The organism is Allobosea sp. GW821-FHT09G06, from assembly GCF_059416005.1.
In genome coordinates, this window is record NZ_JBWKOI010000001.1 from 1551306 (window position 1) to 1568075 (window position 16770).

Below are 16770 nucleotides of genomic sequence, written 5' to 3' on the forward strand. Positions count from 1 at the left end.
CGCTTCGCGGCTTGTCCGGGATGACGGCGTGGTTCCGAGGATAACGACGGTTCGCTCAGCGCCGCTCGTCGAGCGCGTCGCGGACGCCGTCGCCGAGCAGGTTCACCGCCAGGATCAGCAGGCAGAGCCCGGCGCCCGGCAAGGCGATCAGCCAGGGGTCGAACAGGATATGCTCGCGTCCTTCCGCGATCATCAGACCCCAGGACGGCGTCGGCGGCTGGGCGCCGAGACCGAGGAAGGAGAGCGCGGCTTCGAGCAGGATGACGTTGGCGATCTCCAGCGTCGCGACCACGATCAACGTGTTGCGCAGGTTCGGCAGGATGCCGTGCAGCATGATGTAGAGATGCGAGGCGCCGAAGGACTGGGTCGCCTGCACGAATTCGCGGCTGCGCAGGCTCTGCGCCGCGGCGCGCACGACCACCGCGAAACGGTCCCAAAGCAGGAGGCTGAGCACGATCGCGAGTGTCTTCAGCGAGGCACCGCCCAAGGCCACGGCGGCGAGCGCCACCAGCACGATCGGGAGCGAGAGCCGCGTCGTCACGATGAAGCTGATCGCCATATCGACGCGGCCGCCGAAATAGCCGGCGGCGAGGCCGAGCATCGTGCCGATGAACCCGGCGCAGAGCGTGACGCCAAGCCCGATCAGGAGCGAGACGCGGGCGCCATAGAGCAGGCGGGCAAGGTAGTCGCGGCCGAGATGGTCGGTGCCGAGCCAGTGTGCCGGGTCCGAGCCCGGATACCAGAAGGGCGGGATCATGCGCTTGCCGAGATCCTGCGCGATCGGATCATGGCTTGAGAGCCAGGGCGCGAAGATCGCGACGAAGACGATGACGGCGAGCAGGCCGCCGCCGATGCGGATGGCGCTGCTGGCGCTCAGGCCCTTGAAGAGCTTGCGCCGGCGGATGGCAGGGCTGTCGGCGATCGACATCAGGCGCTCCTCAGGCGGGGATCGAGCCAGGCATTGATCAGGTCGGCCACGGTGGTCAGCGTGACGTAGATCAGCGAGAGGATCAGGATGATCGCCTGCACCACGGGCAGGTCGCTGCGCAGCAGCGATTCCCAGGCGAGGCGGCCGAGCCCGTTGATGGCGAAGACGCTCTCGATGACGATCGAGCCGGAGAGCATCAGGCCGAACTGCACGGCCGCGAGCGAGACCAGCGGCAGCACGGCGTTGCGCAGGGCGTGGACCAGCAAGACGCGTGGCTGCGAGGCGCCCTTGGCGCGGGCGGTGCGGATATAATCGGCGGTGAGCACGTCGATCATGCCGGCCCGCGTCAGGCGCATCAGGGCGGGCATGGCGTAGTAGCTGAGCACGACGACCGGCAGGATGTAGCCCTGCCAGCTCTCGGTGCCGGAGATCGGCACGAGCCCGTACCAGACGCCAAAGACCACGATCAGGATCAGGCCGAGCCAGAAGCTCGGGATCGCCTGGCCGAGCACGGCGAGCATCAGCGCGATGCGGTCGAGCGTGCCGCCGGGCTTGAGCGAGGCGAGGATGCCGAGCGGGACAGCAACAACGAGTGCGAGCAGGAAGGCGGCCGAGCCGAGCACGAGCGTGACCGAGAGCCGCTCGGCGATGATCGGCGCCACCGGCAGGTTGAAATAGAGGCTGGTGCCGAAATTACCGGCGAAGGCCTTGCCGATCCAGCTCAGGAACTGCAGCGGGATCGGCCGATCAAGGCCATAGGCCTGCCGGATCAGTTCGACATCCTGCGCCCGGCCGGCTTGGCCGGCGAGGACGACAGCGGGGTCGCCGGAGACGAACATCAATCCGAAGGCGACGGCCGAGACGGCAAGCGCCACGAGGGCGGCGACGATCAGGCGGCGCGCGAGAAAGGGCAGCATGACGGCTCCGGGGATAGCGGGTCGGCCTGCCTGGCAGGGATGGCGCCGCTACCAGTCATGGACTGGAAGCGACGCGGCGATAGGAGCGAAGCCGTTACTTCCAGCTCGACAGCCACCAGCGGGCGAACTCGTCCGGATGGGGCTTGAAGGTGAGCTGCTGCGACAGGCCGTAATTGATGTTGAAGTCGTACATCGGCAGCCAATAGGCCTGATCGGCGATCTTCTTCAGCGCCTTGGCGTAGTTCGCCTCGCGCAGCGCCCGGTCCTGCGAGGTGTCGGCCGCGTTGACCAGCTCGATCACGTCCTTGTCCTGCACGAGGTCGTCGGCGCCGCCACCGAAGAAGTTGGAGATGATGAAGGCGACGTCGCCGGTGCCGTAGCTGCCCCAGTTGGTGAAGAAGGTCGGTAGTTCGCCCGCGCGCCACTTCTGCACGCCGGCGGCGTATTGCTGTTCGTTCAGCGTGACGCGGATGCCGGCCTTGCCGAGATCGCTGGCGATCGCCTCGGCGACCGGGCGCGGCATGGCGGCAAAGACCATCTCGATATCGACGCCATTGGCGAAGCCGGCTTCGGTCAGCAGCGCCTTGGCCTTGGCCGGGTCATAGGCGTATTTCATGACGTCCTGCGCGCAGCCGAACTGCTTGGGGTTGCAGGCGGCGTTGAGGACCTGCGAGGCGCCGCCGGCGAAGGCCTTGACGATGGCCTCGCGGTTGACGGCGTGGTTGATCGCCTGACGCACCTTCAGGTTCTTGGTCGGGTAGTCCTTGCCCTTCCCGGTCACGGTCATGCCGACATAGGAGATGCGCATGATCGGGCCGTTGACGATCTGCACGCGGCTGGCGAGGCGCGCGGCCTGATCCGGCGGGATGCGCCAGGTCCAGTCGAGCTTGCCGGCCATCAGCTCGGCAAACTGGGTGTTGAGCTCGGGGATGGTGCGCACGACGATCTTGCCGATCGCGGGCTTGCCCTTCGGGCTGCCGGCATAGTGGCCGTCGAAGCGCTCGAAGGCATAGCGGATGCCGGGCGTCATCTCGGTGAGCTTGTAGGGGCCGGTGCCGACTGGCTTGGCCGCCATGCCGGCGGAGCCGACTTCCTTGAAATAGGCGGCCGGGTAGATCGGCAGCGCATCGGCCAGCATCTCGACCGCGCCGGCGAAGGGCTTGGCCATCTTGATGCGGACCTGGAAGTCCGAAACCTTCTCGACCTTGTCGATCCAGTCCACGGCGATGCGGAAGCGCGTGCCGTAAGCCGGGTCGAGCACGGTGGTCAGGGTGTAGACCACATCGTCGGCGGTGAACTTCGCGCCGTTATGGAAGGTCACGCCCTCGCGCAGGTCGAATTCCATCGTCGTGGGGTCGACGAAGCGCCAGGCCTTGGCGAGCGCCGGCTTGATCTCGCCGGTGTCGAGATCCTTGTAGAGCAGGCCGTCATAGATGTGCCGGGCGAGGATCAGGCCCTCACGGCCGGCGATCTTGTAGGTGTCGAGCGCTTCCGGCTCGAGCGCGAAGGCGGCGTTGAGCGTATCGTCGGCCTTGCCGGCCATGGCCGGAGCCGGTGCGAAGGCAAAAGAGGCGGCCAGCAGCGCGCCGGCCAGCGCGGTCGTTCCCAAGATTTTCATCGGTGTGTTCCCCTGTGTTTCTGGATGATCCATCCGGCCGGAGTGCGCCTCTATGGGCGATTCCGCGGCCGGAACCTACGAAGTCCGCAACTTTTCCCAGAGCTTCCGCGCGCCGTTGATCTCGTCGATGCGTTCGCCCTTGAGGACGCGCGCGATGACATCGGGCTCGGCCGCCTGCATGGCGGCGCAGGTGCGGGCCAGAGCTTCGGCCTCGGCGGGATCGATGATGCAGACGCCGTTCTCGTCGGCGAGGACGAGGTCGCCGGCGCGCACCGTCGCGCCGCCGCAATTCACGGTTTCGCCGATAGAGCCGCCCTTGCCGAGAAGCTTTGTCGTCAGCGGCGAGCGGCCGCGGCACCAGACCGGCAGGCCCGAAGCCCGGATCGCTGCGACATCGGTGACGAAGCCGTCGATGACGACGCCGACGATGCCGGCGGCCTGGGCGGCGGCGGTCATCACCGCGCCCCAGCAGGCATGGCGATCGTCGCCCTGGCGATCGATGACGAGGATGTCGCCGGGCTTGGCCTGCGTCAGCGCGCAGGAGAGCACCGCGCCATCGTCGGGCGGGACGCTGACGGTGAGGGCCGGCCCGCAGACGCGCGGCCCCTCGATGACGCACTGGATCGCCGGGACCATGAAACCCTCGGTCAGGATATGGCCGAGCGTCGCGGTCTCGATCTCGCGGAAGAGCGCGGCGCGCTGTGCGATCGAGGCTTCGGCCGATGATCCGGTCGCTGTCATGGTCGCCCTTGCGCTGGAGGATGTCGCGTTCTGCCGAACCTAGGGAAGCCGCGAAACCGGGTCCAATAGACAGTTCCTATGCTAAGCATAGGCTTGCCACGGCAGCCGGTTTGCATAAGGGGCAGGGACGACCGAAGGGGGAGAAGCTCGCTTGAGCGGAACGAAGCCGAAGCTGCATCATCTCAACTGGAACCTGCTGCACAGCTTCCTCGTCATCGTCGAGGAGCGCAGCATCACGCGGGCGGCCGACCGTTTGCTCGTGCGCCAGCCCACGGTCAGCGCGGCGCTGCAAAGGCTGGAGGAGACGCTGGGCGGCCAGCTGATCCAGCGCGACAGCCGCCGCTTCGTCCTGACCAAGCGCGGCGAACTGCTCTACAAGGAATGCGTCGACATCTACCGCAGCGTGGCGCGCATCGGCGACCGGCTCTCGGAGGATCATGACGACCTGACCGGGCTCGTACGCCTGCTCGTCGTCACCCATGTCGTGCTGCCGCCGCTCGACCGGACGCTGACGCAGCTCAACCGCAAGCATCCCGGCGTCAGCGTGCGGATCGACGTCGCCAACAGCCAGGACATCGTCCGCGCAGTCTCGCAGAAGCTCAGCCCCTTCGGCTTCTGCCTGCTCGCCAAGCCCCTGGCCGGGCTCGACTGCCGGCCGCTGCTGCGCGAGGAATTCGGCATCCTGTGCGGGCGTGGGCATCCGCTTTTTGGGCTCTCCGACGTGCCGCTCGCGGAGTTGCGCGACGAGCCCTTCGTCGCGCTCGCCTGTGGGCAGGACGGCGCCTTGGAGCCGATGGTCTCGGTCCGTGAAGGGGCGGGGCTCGGCAGCCGGGTCGTCGGCTCCAGCCCCAATCTGGAGGAGGTCACAAGGATGATCGCAGCCGGGCTCGGCATCGGTATCCTGCCTCTGGCCTCGGTGGCCGAGGCGCTGGAGAGCCGCTCGCTCTGGAATCTGGCGCGGCCCGAGGATCTGCTTGGGGCCGATCTCTATTTCATCTCCAACCCGGCGATGCAGCTCAGCGCCGCGGAAGAGGCCTTCCTGCGGTTGTTCGAGCAGCGGCTCAGCGCGACCGAGGAGGAGCCGGCGGCCGAGGCCGCCGCGGTTCTGCTCAGCGATCCGCCCGCGCCATGACGGTGTGAAGCAGCACGTTGAGGCCAGGTTCGAGGTCCTCCTTCGTGCAGAGTTCGGCGTTGTTATGGGTGATGCCGCCCTTGCAGGGCGCGAAGATCATCGTCGTCGGCGCATGGCGGGCGACGAAATAGGCGTCGTGGCCGGCCTGGCTGAGGATGTCCTGCGTGCGGTAGCCCAGCGCCAGAGAGGTCTGGCGGACGCTGTCGATCAGCTCCTGCGCGAAGATCCTGCCGCCCCATTTCCAGACATCGAGGATTTCGGCGGTGCAGCCGGCGCGGGCGGCGGATTCTCCGACGGCGCGGCGCACGCGCTCGGCCATGACCTCGGAGGTTTCCGGATCGGGATGGCGGACGTCGCAGACGGCCTGCGCCCAGTCTGACAGGATGCCCGGCTTGTTCGGCCAGGCGGCGAGGCGCGCGGCCGTCGCCTTGCCACCGCCGGCGGCATAGGCCCAGCCGATCTCGTCGGTCTCGACCAGCAGGCGCGCGCCGGCCAAGAGGGCGTTGCGGCGCCGCTCCATCGGCCAGGGGCCGGTATGGGCGGTCTCGCCCTTGAACTCGACGAGCATGCCGGTGCTCGGGAAGCCGCCGGTGACGACGCCGACCTGCATGCCGTCGCGGTCGAGATAGTAGCCCTGCTCGATATGGAATTCGACATAGGCGTCGAAGGAGTGGGGCGTGGCCTCCATCTCGCCGCGATAGCCGATCCGCTCCAGCTCCTGCCCGATCGTGCGGCCTTCCTCGTCGGTGCGTCCTTGCGCGAAGTCGAGCGTATAGGCGCCGACGAAGCAGCCGGAGCCGACCATCGGCGGCGAGAAGCGCGCGCCTTCCTCGTTGGTCCAGTTGACGATCTCGATCGGCCGGCGCGTGCGGTGTCCGAGCGCATCGAGCGTGCGGCAGACTTCGAGGCCGCCGAGCACGCCGGCAATGCCGTCGAAGCGGCCGCCATTGATCTGGGTATCGAGATGGCTGCCCATCACCACCGGCGGCAGGCTGTCATCGGTGCCGGCGCGGCGGGCGAAGATGTTGCCGATGCCGTCGACGCGGACGGTGAGGCCGGCCTCGCGGCACCAGCCGACGAAGGTGTCGCGGACCTCCTTGTCGGTATCGGACAGCGCGAGACGGGAGAGCCCGCCCGGCCGCCCCGGGCCGATCTCGGCCGAGCGCTCGATCGTGGTCCAGAACCGCTCGATGTCGATACGGGCCGTGTCGAGGCTGGGCATGACGGTCTCCTCTCCGCCGGGCCGGGCGGGAGCTGCTGCGGGGCGATGACGCGACGGATCCGCGCCGCGATAGCGGGCGAACCGTCCAGCTCAGGATTTCAGGGGAGGGGCGGCGCAGGCAAATAGATATTGCCTATGCTTGCCATCGGCCGGCCCCGGAACCGTCAGCGGTTCGGCGGCAGCTCCGCCGAGACGAGGCGGTTGCGGCCCTCGTTCTTGGCGCGGAACAGGGCAAGGTCGGCGGCATTGACCAGCCGTGCCGGTTCGCTTTCGGCATCCGGCCAGGCCGTGGCCACGCCGACGCTGATCGTTACGCGGTCCGCCCCATGCGCGATATTGAGGTCGCGCACGCCCTGCACCAGACGGTCGGCGACGTGGACCGCCCCTTCCTGCGGCACGCCGGTGAGGATGACCACGAACTCTTCCCCGCCGAAGCGCGCGGCCAGGTCGGTCGAGCGGGTGGAGCCGTCCTGGATCACGCGTGCGATCTGCTTCAGCACGTCGTCGCCGGCAAGATGGCCATAGGCGTCGTTGTAGCGCTTGAAATGATCGACATCGATCATCAGCACCGAGAGCGGGCTCTGGGTGCGCTGGCAGCGCTTCCATTCGGCGGCGAGGTACTCGTCGAAATAGCGCCGGTTGCCGAGGCCGGTCAGGCCGTCGATCCGGGTCAGGCGTTCGAGTTCCAGATTGGCGCGCATCAACTCGCGCTGGCTCTCGCGCAAGGCACGATAGGCCTCGTCACGCTGGAGATGATCGAGATAGGCGCGGGTGTGGTAGCGCACGCGAGCGATCAGCTCGATCTTGTCGGGCAGCTTGACGAGATAGTCGTTGGCGCCGGCGTGGAAGGCCTCGCTCTTGGTCGCCGGGTCTTCCTTGGTCGAGAGAACGATGACGGGCACCGCATGGAGCGCCGGGTGCTTGCGGTATTGGCGGACGAGATCGAGCCCGTCGACGCCGGGCATCACGAGGTCCTGCAGGATGACGGTCGGCTTCACGCGCTGGGCGACCGTGATCGCCTCCAGCGGGTCGGTGCAGTAGTGGAAATCGACATCGCCGTGATGCGCCAGCGCGCGCCGTACCGCCTCGCAGACCATGACCTGGTCATCGACCAGCAGGACCATGGACAGGTAGCTGTCGGCCGGTGGCGGGACATCAGGCAGGGAAGATTTCGTTTCGCCTGTCATAGGGCAACCTTCATCAGGACGACGGAGCGCACGCCTCGTTCAGGCGAGGGGCGATCGCGGCCAGCGGCAGAATCTCCGCGGCCGCGCCGATCGCAGCGGCAGCCTTGGGCATCCCGTAAACCGCGCTTGTGGCCTTGTCTTGCGCGATCGTCAAACACTGCCTGTCGCGCAGGAGCTTCAGTCCACGGGCGCCGTCGCGGCCCATGCCGGTGAGCAGGACGCCGACCGGGTCTCCCTGCCAGCGTTCCGCGACGCTCTCGAAGAAGACGTCCACCGATGGGCGGTAGGGATAGTCGCGCGGCTCGACCCGGTAGCCGAGCTCTCCGCTTGCCCTGAAGACGAGATGGTCGGGGCTCGCCGCGATCAGCACCGCGCCACGCTCCGGCCGGTCGCCCTCGCGGGCCGGCCGGACGGGCAGGCGGCAATGCTGGCTGAGCCAACTGGCGAAGCCCGGCACGAATTGCTCGTCGAGATGCTGCACGAGGATGATCGCTGCGGGGAATTCGGGAGGCAGTCCGCCCAGCAGGGCCGCGACGGCCGCCGGGCCGCCCGCGGAGGCGCCGATGGCGACGAGGCGTTGCGAAGGAGAAATGGGAGACGGCGCCCGGCGTTGGCTGCGGGGCGTCGGGGGCAGGCTGCGCGAGAGCCGGCCGATCGTCGTGATGCGCGCGAGGAGCGCCGCGGTCTGCGCCGAGGAGTGCCCGGTCAGGCCGACGCTGGGGATATCGACCGCGTCGAGCGCGCCATGGCCCATCGCCTCGTAGACGCCGGAGACATTGGCATCGACGCTGGCGGTGACCAGCAGGATCGGGCAGGGCGTCTCGGCCATGATCCGGCGCGTGGCCTCGACGCCATCCATCTCCGGCATGTTGAGATCCATCAGGATCAGGTCCGGCCGGTCGCGCCGGCAGGCCTCGACCGCTTCGCGGCCGTTCATGGCGATCCAGGCGACCTCGTGCTCCGCCGTGGAAACGATGACGCGTCGCAACAATTCGACCGCCATCGGCAGGTCGTTGACCAGCCCGATTTTCATGAAACGCCCCCACAGCGCATGCTCTGATTCATGGCTCGCCGATCAGGTCGACGACCGCATGGATCAAAGTTTCGTCGTGGAAGCTCCCCTTGGTCAAATAGTAATCCGCGCCGGCATCGAGGCCACGGCGGCGGTCCTCCTCGCGGTCCTTGTAGGAGACGATCATCACCGGCAGGTTGCGCAGGCCGGGATCGCGCTTGATCAGGGTCACGAGCTCGATGCCGTCCATGCGGGGCATGTCGACATCGGTGACGACAAGGTCGAAGGTGTCGGAACGGACAGCGTTCCAGCCGTCCATGCCGTCGACGGCGACCTCGACCTCGAAGCCGCGATGGTCGAGCAACTTCCGCTCCAGTTCGCGCACCGTCAGCGAATCGTCGACGACGAGGATGCGCTTGCGGCGCTTCTGGCCCGCGCGCGCCACGCTGCGCTCCAGCGTCCTGAGGCGCCCGCCCGAGACCAGCTTCTCCATCGAGCGGATCAGGTCCTCGACATCGAGGATCAGGACCGGCGAGCCGTCATCCATCAGGGCGGCGGCGCTGACATCCTTGACCTTGGCGAGACGCGGATCGAGCGGCCGGACGACGAGCTCGCGCTCGCCGAGGAAATGGTCGACGACCAGCGCATAGAGATTGTCGCCTTCGCCGACGACGACCGTCGCCAGCTCCGCCCCGTCCGCTGCCGCCTCGCCCCGACCGAGAATCTCATGGGCGGTGACGAGCCCGACCTGCTGTTCGCCATGGCGGAAATGCGGGCGGCCTTCGAGCAATTCGATCTTGTCGCGCGGGAGCCGCAAGGCGCGGGCGATCGCGGTGAGCGGCAAGGCGTAGGGCTCGCCGTCGATCTCGACCAGGAGCGCGCGGATCACCGACAGCGTCAGTGGGAGCTGGAGCTGGAAACGGGTGCCGATGCCGGGCTCTGAGGCGATGGTGACCTGGCCGCGCACCTGCCGGACCATGGCCTGCACCGCATCGAGGCCGACTCCACGGCCGGAGATGTCGCTGACCGTCGCCTTCATCGAGAAGCCGGGCAGGAAGAGGAATTCGAGCAGTTCCTCCTCGCTGAGATCCCAGACCGTCTCGGCCGTGGTGAGGCCACGCGCGAGCGTTGCCTGCCGGAGCGCCTCGATATCGATGCCGCCGCCGTCATCCGAGACGATGATCTGGAGCAGGCCGGCATTGTGCCGGGCTTCCAGCCGCACCAGCCCCTCGGCCGGCTTGCCGTTGGCGCGGCGCTGTTCGGGGCCCTCGATGCCGTGATCGACGGCATTGCGCAGGAGATGGCCGAGGGGCGCGTCGAGCTGGTCGAGGATGTCGCGGTCGATGCTGGTGGCGCCGCCGACGATGTCGAGGCGCACCGTCTTGCCGAGCGCCCGGCCGATATCGCGGACATTGCGCTGGAAATGCCGGACGCCGTCCTCGAAGGGCCGCATTCGGCTTGCCAGCGTCTCATCATAGAGCCGATTGGCGAGATCGGTCGCACGCCGGTCGACCGTGTCCATCTCGTCGAGGCGCTGGACGAGGAGCGCCTGGCCCTCGGCCAGCTTCAGCTGTGCGGTTGCCAGGGCCTGTGCGGCGCGACCATCGGCATCGGCCGGCATCGCGGCGCGCAGATCCTCGAAGCTCTTGGCGAGTTCGGCCTGGACGCGCCGCAACCGCAGCAGTCCGTCATTGAACGGCCGCAGCCGGCGCGCCGACATCAGCGATTCACCGGCGAGGCCGAGCAGGCGGTTCAGGCTGTCGGCGGTGACCCGGACCATGCGCTCGCCGGCCGCGCCATCCGCTGTCAGGGCGGGGGTGTCCGCAAGGACAGGCGCCGCGGGAGTTGGCGGTTCGGTGGCAAGGGCGTTGCCTGAGGCGGCAGCATCGTCACGAGAGGCGCTCGGCACAGGCGCCTCCGTTTCGTCGGTGGCCTGCCGCAAGACCTGGGTGAAGGTCTCGATCTTGCTCCTTGTTTGCGCCTCAGGCTCGTCCGCGCCGGCAGCGATCGCAGCAAGGAGGTCCAGCCCGGCGAGCAGCGCGTCGATATGCCGTTGGTTGAGCCGGAGCTTGCCGTGCTGGGCGGCGACGAGGCACTCCTCCATCTCATGCGCGACCTGCACGGCCGGCGTGAGATCGATGATGCGGGCGGCGCCTTTCAAGGAGTGGGCCGCGCGCATGCAGGCTTCGAGATGAACGGCGGCGGTCGGGTCGCGCTCGAGGGCGAGGAGGCCGGCCGTGAAGGCCTGCGACTGCGCCGCCAGTTCCGCCCGGAACAGCTCGAGCATGGAGAGGTCGCTGAGGTCCTCGCCGCTCATGCGATGCTCCGGTCGATCAGGCCGAGCAGGCGGCCTGCATCGAGGCAGCCGACGGCGCGGCCCTCCCACGGAATCATCGTCTCGACGACGCTCGCCGCCGAGCGGCCGACCGTTGCCGGAACCGCGCTGCGTTCATGGGCGCGGTAGGCGTGGAGGCCATGGACCTCGTCGACCTCGAAAGCGACGTGACGGGCCTCTTCGCCGGTGACGATCAAGCGCGGGAAGACGGCGATGCGATCGGTGCCACGGGAGGTGGCTGCCCCGCCGATGCCGAGCAGGGCCTGGAGCGAAACACAGATCAGCAATTCGCCGCGAACGTTGACGATGCCGCGCACGGCCTCGCTGCGGCGATGGGGCAGGGAATGGACGGGGCGTGGTTCGGCGATCTCGCGGCAGATCGCGGCCGGCAAGCCGAGCCATTCCTCGCCGATGCGGAAGATCAGGACGCTGTCGATCTCCTCGCCTTCGGGGGCCTTCTCGTCGCGCCCGGCGAAATGCCGTGTCCACTCGTCGCGATAACCCAGCGGCAGGGGGCGGTCGAGCAGCTTGCGGGCGATCTGCGCATGGGTCGGGCAGTTGCGGCAGTGGAGCTGCTCCTCCAGCTCCGGACAGGAACGGTCGCCACTGACGCCGATCTCGCGCCAGCACTCGTCGATGCCTTCGGTCGTCATCGGGGCGTTCTCGGCCGACATCAGGTGCCGCTCCGCTTGGCCAGCCGGTCGAGCCGGTCAGCGAGGGCCTTGGCGGCGCCATGGTCGCCTTGCCGCTGCTGGAGCAGCCGGAGCTGGGCAAGGGCTCGCTGGTGGTCAGGCGCGAGGTAGAGCGCCTTGCGGTAGTTGCGCATGGCGTCCTCGACCGCATCGGCGGCGTCATGAGCGAGCCCCAGCCAGTAGAACGCATCGGGCGACGGACCGAACTCGGCGATATGGCGTTCGGCCGCTGCGCTCACTTCGGTCAGGCGCCCGGCATCGGCCGCGCGCTCGATCTCGGTCAGGCTGGCAGCTGCCTGGTCGGGCGAGGGGGCGGATGGCTGGACGGAAGCGGCCTTCTGCGCAAAGGGGCGAGGCGCGGGTTTGGGCGCCTGCGGCAAGGGGGCTGCTTTCACGGCAGCCGGTCTCGGCTTTCGCGCGACTGGCGGCTCGGCCGGCTTCACGCGTGCGGCGGCTGCCTTGACGAAGGCGAAGGCACGCGGGAAGCGCACCGAGGCGAAGCCGCACAGGACCGGCAGGCCGGATTCGGCCGGACCGACCAGGAGCAGGCCGTCATCGGCCAGCATCTGCCGGAGCCGGGTCAGGGCCGTTCCCTGCGTCTCGCGGTCGAAATAGATCAGCAGGTTGCGGCAGAAGGCGACATCGTAGGTTTCCTGCCCGGCTTGCGTCGCCGCGGCGAGGACGTTGCCGAGGCGGAAGCGGACGTGCCGGCGGACGATGCCGTGCGGCCTGAAGCCGCCCTCCGCAGCCTCGAAATAGCGATCGCGAAAGGCGATATCCGTGCCGCGGAAGGAGTTCTTGCCGTAGATCGCACGCTCGGCATGGACGAGGTTGCGGCTGCTGACATCGATCGCGTCGATCTGGAAGCTGCCATCCGGGAAGCCGGCATCGAGCAGGGCCATCGCGATGGAATAGGGCTCCTCGCCGGTCGAGCAGGGCAGGCTGAGCAGCTTCAGCGGGCGATTACCCGTCCGGTTTTCGCGCAGATGCCGGACCATCGCGCCGAAGGCCTCGCGATCGCGGAAGAACCAGGTCTCGGGGACGATGACGGCATCGACCAGCTCTTGCCGTTCGGCCGGGCTCGACGTGACGAAAGCCCAATAGGCGTGGAGATCGGAGATCGCGCAGGCGGTCATCCGCCGCTTCAGGGCATGGCGGATCACGGAGGCGCCGACCGTCTCCATGCTCAGGCCGATGGTTTCCCTGAGCAGCTTCTCGAAATCCCGGATCGGAGCGGTCTCGTCCATCACGGCTCCGTCGCTTGCTGACGGAACAGGATGTCGCGGATTTCGGGCGTGAGCAGGGCTTCGCCCCGGACCCACTGGATCAGCCCGCGCTCGTCGCTCGCGACCGGGCCGAGATAGGGCGGCATGCCGGCCTCGACGCCGGATGTGGTGAAATCGGCCGCATCGCGCTCGATGGTCTCGACAGCCTGCTCGACCAGGAGGCCGAGGAGATCGTCACTGCCGAGGCCGGATGGATAGCGCAGCAGGATGATGCGGGTGCTCAGGCGCGGCTCGGCCGGGCGCCCGAGCGCCAGCAAGGCGAGATCGACCACGGGCACGGCCCGGCCGCGATAATTGATCGCGCCGGCGACGCCCTTGGGGGCGCCGGGGAGTTGCTTGGTCGCGAGCAGCGGCAGCACGGCCTCGACCTGCCCGGTATCGAGCACGTAGCGATCCTGTCCTAGCTGGAACATCAGAAACAGCATCGCGCGGTTCCGTTCCGCCCTTCTTGTTGGGGCATTTCGCGCTTCTTCGAACCGCAGAAATACCCCAAGCCTTTGTTTTGTCGCATTTTCTTCACGCGAACCGGTGTCCACTTCGCTTGAAAATGCTCTAGGCGCGCAGCTTGAAGCGCGAGATCGAGTTGCGCAGCCCGCTGGACACCTGGTTGAGCTCGTCGATGGCGAGAGTCGATTGCTGCAGGGATTCGACCGTCTGCTGCGCGGCCTCGCTGAGCTGGGACAGGGCCTCGCTGATCTGGCCGGCGCCGGTCGCCTGCGCCTGCATGCCTTCGTTCGCGCCTTCGAAGCGCGGCACCAGCCCCTGGACCTGCTCGATGATCTCCGAGAGCTGGCCGCCGACCTGCTGGACTTCCTGCATGCCGCGGCGAACCTCCTCGGAGAACTTGTCCATGCCCATCACGCCGGCAGCGACGGCCGACTGGATGTCCTTGACCATCTGCTCGATATCGTAGGTCGAAACGGCCGTCTGGTCGGCGAGGCGTCGGATCTCGGTCGCGACCACGGCGAAGCCGCGGCCATATTGCCCGGCCTTCTCCGCCTCGATCGCGGCGTTGAGCGAGAGCAGGTTGGTCTGGTCGGCGACCTTGGTGATGGTGGTTACGACCTGGTTGATGTTGCCGGCCTTCTCGCTGAGGATCGCGAGCTTCGCATTGATGGCGCCGGCGGCCTCCATCACCTGCCGCATCGTGCTCTCCATGCGCGCGAGCCCGGCCTGCCCGCCATTGGCGAGCGTCGCGGTCTGCTCGGCGACGGCGGAGACTTCGTCCATCGTATGGGCGAGCTCGTTGGAGGTGGCGGAGATCTCCTTGGCGGTGGCGCCGATTTCTGTCGTGGTGGCGGCGATCTCGTTGGCCGTCGCCTGCTGTTCCTTCGAGGTTGCGGCGACCTCGGTGATCGAGGTGTTGACCTGGATGCTCGACTTCTGGACCTGGCCGATAAGCCCGGCGAGATCGTCGGCCATGCCGTTGACGCCATCGGCGAGCGTGCTGAACTCGTCGCGCCGCTCCAGCGTCAGGCGCTCGCTGAAATCGCCCTGCCGCATGTGGTCGACGATGCCGAGCAGCTTGCCGAGGGGCACCGTGATCGCCCGGAACAGCAGGTAGCCGCAGAGGACCGCAAGGACGACGGCGATCGCGAAGCAGACGATTAAGCCAAGCTCGGCGGCGCGGACGATCGTGACGATCTGGCGGGTCGATTCGTCGGCTTCGGCCTTGTTGAAATCGACCATCCCGCGGAGCGTGCTGCGGACCTTTACGCCGATCGGTTCGAGATCACGCTTGACGGCGGCGGATTGATCGAAGGTTTCCCCCTTCGCTGCTGCCTGCTTGCTGGCAGCCAGGATCGCATCCTCCGCCGCCGCAAATTGTTCGATGAGTTGCGAGGCAGCCGCGTGGTTGCGCCGGTCCGTCTCCGAGTCGACCGTGCGCTCGTAGGATTTGAGCAGCTCGCGCAGCCTTGCCCGGTTGGCAAGGATCGCATCGGCGGCCTGGCTGACCTCTGCCGTGGTGTTCGCCCGCCCTAGCTCACCGGCGAACTGGTTGCTATCCGCCCAGACCACCATCAGCTGCGCGCTGTAATAGAGAGCAGGAACGGTCTTGGTCTCGACCTCGATCACCTCCCGCTCGGTCTGGAGGAACCAGAGATAGCTGGCTCCGGCCATGGCGGACATCACCGCGAGAATCGCGGCGAAGCTGATCAGGATGCGGCGGCGTATCGTCAGGCTCTTCATCGCTCAATCCATCGTCGCGGCGCGCTATCGGCGGTCGCCGGGCCGGCTGCCGCCGTGATCATGAGCCGAAGCGTGCGCAGATCATCGTTAGCGAGGAGTTATTGCGTCTCCGTTGCGGAAACGCCTCGAATGAAGGCTGTGGACGAGTACGGCGGCGCCCGCCGGTTCAGGCGACACGGGCCTGAGGCAGGAAGCGCTCGGCCGCGAAGGGCGCAGGGTCGCAGAGCGTCGGCGCGCCGGTCATCATCTCGGCGAGCAGGCGGCCGGTCGCGGGCCCCAGCGTGAAGCCGTGATGGGCGTGGCCGAAGGCGAACCACAGGCCGCGATGGTGAGGAGCCGCGCCGATGATCGGCAGCATGTCGGGCAGGCAGGGGCGGGCACCGCGCCAGGGCTCGGCATCGAGGCGGCGGCCCAGCGGCACGATCTGCCGCGCGATGCGCTCGGCCTGATCGAGCTGCCAGGAATCGGAAGGCTCGTCGCGGCCGGCCAGCTCGATCCCCGTGGTCAGGCGGACGCCGCGCTGCATCGCGGTCAGCACGAAACCGGCCTGGGCATCGCAGAGCGGATGCTGCGGCGCCGTTTCGGCGGCGCTCTCGTAATGCATGTGGTAGCCGCGCTTGAAGCCGATCGGGAAGCGATAGCCGAAACGCTCGACGAGATCGTTCGACCATGGGCCGAGCGCGACGACCGCCTCGGGCGCCTGCCAGTTCCCGCCATCGGCGGAGAGGCGCCACGTCCCGTTATCTTGCTGCAAGCTGGCAGCGTCGGCCGGTTTCAGCAGGCCGCCGCGAGCGACGAAGAGCGCAGCGTAGGCGCGCGTCACCGCGCCGGGATCACTGACCGTAACGGGGTCGCGCCAATGCACGGCGCCGGAGACGCTGCCGGTGAGCAAACCGGGTTCAAGCCGGCGTAGAGCCTCCTCGTTGAGCAGGTCATAGGTGAGGCCATAGGCGGCGAGTTCGGCTGCCCCCTGGGTCGCGAGGTCGAGGCCTCGCTGTGTGCGATAAAACTCGATCCAGCCTTCGCTGCGCATCAGCGCCTCGGTGCCGGCAGCCTGAGTCCAGCGCTGGTGCTCCTCGATGCAGCGCTCGATCAATGGCAGGATGGCGCGGCCCAGTTTATCGAGCCGGTTCGGAGCCGAGTTCCACCAGTAGCGCGCGAGCCATGGCGCCATTCGCAGCAGCGCGGCCGGTCGGTAGCGCACGGCGATCGAGCGGTTGGAGGCCAGGCTGGCGAGCGTCGCGAGATCGCGCGGGAAGGCATAGGGCACGACGGAGGACCGCTCGATCAGCCCGGCATTGCCGTGGCTGGTCTCGGCGCCGGGCTCGCCGCGATCGACGAGCAGCACGCGCCGTCCACGCTCCTGCAGGTGCAGCGCCACGCTCACGCCGACGATGCCAGCGCCGAGCACGATCACATCGGCCTGTCCTGTCGCGGTCGCCATCGCCAGTCGAATCCATCCCCTTTGGCCCGAGATCGGGCATAGCCGAACCGAGCCCCAATTGAACCA

At 68.0% G+C, this 16770-nt stretch carries 14 protein-coding genes; 1 reads left to right on the plus strand and 13 read right to left on the minus strand.

What is annotated here, in order from left to right:
* Positions 1 to 55 precede the first annotated feature (55 nt).
* From AC07NY_RS07635 to AC07NY_RS07650, 4 genes are all read right to left on the minus strand, one after another.
* The gene (locus AC07NY_RS07635) at positions 56 to 928 is read right to left on the minus strand and encodes an ABC transporter permease (RefSeq protein WP_113584666.1); all 873 of its coding nucleotides are present in this window, start codon (positions 926 to 928) and stop codon (positions 56 to 58) included.
* The gene (locus tag AC07NY_RS07640) at positions 928 to 1845 is read right to left on the minus strand and encodes an ABC transporter permease (protein ID WP_494582970.1); all 918 of its coding nucleotides are present in this window, start codon (positions 1843 to 1845) and stop codon (positions 928 to 930) included. The genes AC07NY_RS07635 and AC07NY_RS07640 overlap by 1 nt, the downstream gene beginning before the upstream one ends.
* 94 nt (positions 1846 to 1939) lie before the next feature.
* Positions 1940 to 3463 (minus strand): ABC transporter substrate-binding protein, encoded by a 1524-nt coding sequence (locus AC07NY_RS07645; RefSeq protein WP_494582972.1) that lies wholly within the window; start codon positions 3461 to 3463, stop codon positions 1940 to 1942.
* A 75-nt stretch (positions 3464 to 3538) separates the two neighbouring features.
* Positions 3539 to 4204 (minus strand): RraA family protein, encoded by a 666-nt coding sequence (locus tag AC07NY_RS07650; protein WP_494582974.1) that lies wholly within the window; start codon positions 4202 to 4204, stop codon positions 3539 to 3541.
* A 151-nt stretch (positions 4205 to 4355) separates the two neighbouring features.
* Between AC07NY_RS07650 and AC07NY_RS07655 the strand changes: the two genes are divergently transcribed.
* Positions 4356 to 5336, plus strand: a complete 981-nt coding sequence (locus AC07NY_RS07655; protein ID WP_494582976.1) for a LysR family transcriptional regulator — start codon at positions 4356 to 4358, stop codon at positions 5334 to 5336.
* Here AC07NY_RS07655 and AC07NY_RS07660 read toward each other — a convergent pair.
* The 9 genes from AC07NY_RS07660 to AC07NY_RS07700 all read right to left on the minus strand — a co-directional run bounded on the left by AC07NY_RS07660 (position 5314) and on the right by AC07NY_RS07700 (position 16704).
* A complete protein-coding gene (locus AC07NY_RS07660) occupies positions 5314 to 6558 on the minus strand; it encodes a Zn-dependent hydrolase (RefSeq protein WP_494582978.1) in 1245 nt (414 codons plus the stop codon). The two genes, AC07NY_RS07655 and AC07NY_RS07660, sit on opposite strands and share 23 nt — an antisense overlap.
* Before the next feature lie 164 nt (positions 6559 to 6722).
* A complete protein-coding gene (locus AC07NY_RS07665; RefSeq protein ID WP_494582980.1) occupies positions 6723 to 7745 on the minus strand; it encodes a diguanylate cyclase in 1023 nt (340 codons plus the stop codon).
* Positions 7746 to 7758: 13 nt separating this feature from the next.
* Positions 7759 to 8778 carry a chemotaxis response regulator protein-glutamate methylesterase gene (locus tag AC07NY_RS07670; RefSeq protein ID WP_494582982.1) on the minus strand — a complete coding sequence of 340 codons (1020 nt, stop codon included), beginning with the start codon at positions 8776 to 8778 and terminating at the stop codon, positions 7759 to 7761.
* 28 nt (positions 8779 to 8806) lie between these two features.
* Positions 8807 to 11074, minus strand: a complete 2268-nt coding sequence (locus AC07NY_RS07675) for a hybrid sensor histidine kinase/response regulator (protein ID WP_494582984.1) — start codon at positions 11072 to 11074, stop codon at positions 8807 to 8809.
* On the minus strand, positions 11071 to 11766 hold the full coding sequence (locus AC07NY_RS07680) for a chemotaxis protein CheW (RefSeq protein ID WP_494582986.1): 696 nt from the start codon (positions 11764 to 11766) through the stop codon (positions 11071 to 11073). Before AC07NY_RS07680 ends, AC07NY_RS07675 begins: the two co-directional genes overlap by 4 nt.
* On the minus strand, positions 11766 to 13031 hold the full coding sequence (locus AC07NY_RS07685; RefSeq protein ID WP_494582988.1) for a CheR family methyltransferase: 1266 nt from the start codon (positions 13029 to 13031) through the stop codon (positions 11766 to 11768). The genes AC07NY_RS07680 and AC07NY_RS07685 overlap by 1 nt, the downstream gene beginning before the upstream one ends.
* On the minus strand, positions 13031 to 13495 hold the full coding sequence (locus AC07NY_RS07690) for a chemotaxis protein CheW (RefSeq protein ID WP_494582989.1): 465 nt from the start codon (positions 13493 to 13495) through the stop codon (positions 13031 to 13033). Before AC07NY_RS07690 ends, AC07NY_RS07685 begins: the two co-directional genes overlap by 1 nt.
* A 127-nt stretch (positions 13496 to 13622) precedes the next feature.
* Positions 13623 to 15260 (minus strand): methyl-accepting chemotaxis protein, encoded by a 1638-nt coding sequence (locus AC07NY_RS07695; protein WP_494582991.1) that lies wholly within the window; start codon positions 15258 to 15260, stop codon positions 13623 to 13625.
* A gap of 166 nt (positions 15261 to 15426) precedes the next feature.
* Positions 15427 to 16704, minus strand: a complete 1278-nt coding sequence (locus AC07NY_RS07700) for an NAD(P)/FAD-dependent oxidoreductase (RefSeq protein WP_494582993.1) — start codon at positions 16702 to 16704, stop codon at positions 15427 to 15429.
* Between the last annotated feature and the right edge of the window lie 66 nt (positions 16705 to 16770).